This is a genomic window from Spiroplasma sp. ChiS, assembly GCF_002968355.1.
Classification (GTDB): domain Bacteria; phylum Bacillota_I; class Bacilli_A; order Mycoplasmatales; family Mycoplasmataceae; genus Spiroplasma; species Spiroplasma citri.
This window is the reverse complement of record NZ_PUUH01000241.1, coordinates 1-734: the sequence shown is the minus strand read 5'-3', so window position 1 is coordinate 734 and position 734 is coordinate 1. Positions and strand designations below refer to the sequence as shown.

2 protein-coding genes are annotated in these 734 nt (G+C 26.4%); both read left to right on the top strand.

The annotated features are described in order from the left end of the window. Positions 1 to 136: 136 nt before the first annotated feature. Positions 137 to 340: a hypothetical protein gene (locus C6B38_RS06175; protein ID WP_105299003.1), complete on the top strand. Its 204-nt coding sequence runs from the start codon at positions 137 to 139 to the stop codon at positions 338 to 340. Beyond that, a complete protein-coding gene (locus tag C6B38_RS11960) occupies positions 285 to 419 on the top strand; it encodes a hypothetical protein (RefSeq protein WP_255401091.1) in 135 nt (44 codons plus the stop codon). Before C6B38_RS06175 ends, C6B38_RS11960 begins: the two co-directional genes overlap by 56 nt. Positions 420 to 734: the final 315 nt, after the last annotated feature.

The following is a 734-nucleotide window of genomic DNA, read 5'->3' as shown; positions in this document are numbered from 1 at the left end:
AAGTAAAAGAATAAATTATTCCGCGTAATTTATTAGCGGATAATTTATTCAGTAGTGTTTTTAATGGAGCGAAGCGACAACGAGCGGAGCGAGTTTGCAAATTTCAATTTTTTAGTTTTTAGAAAGGAGATATATTATGCCAACTTGATTAACGACAATATTTAGTGTTGTTATTATATTAGGGATTTTTGCTTGAATTGGTTTATCAATTTATCAAAAAATTAAACAAATTCGAGGAAAGAAAAAAGAAAAAAAGAAATTGAAAGAAAGGAAAGTAATAAATAATGTTAGGTATGTATTTAACAACAGCGTTTATTTTTTTAACAGCACCTACACCTAAAACTATGACTGAGGGTATGACTGGTATTTGAACGGGACGGGTTTGACTAGTGCATTATGAAAAGTTAAAGAAGGTATAACAAATATTTTACCTGAGATAATGGTTTTCTGAAGCGTGAATTATATTAATTCCATTTGCTATATTTTGTATTATTAAAATCTTAAACTTTTGCCGTGTTATGGTTAAAGGATTTTAATATTTATTATAATCGATTATATCTTAGTTAAGGCACACTAGGAAGTTTTAGTGAAATAATTGTTTTAATTGGTGATACCATTCATGATAATCAAAAAATAGATGGTATCACATTTGTAAAAAATGAATTTATTAAATAGAAAAATGAACTTATTATATTTACTATTAAAGTTCTTAATAGTTATTTTCAGTTCAGTGT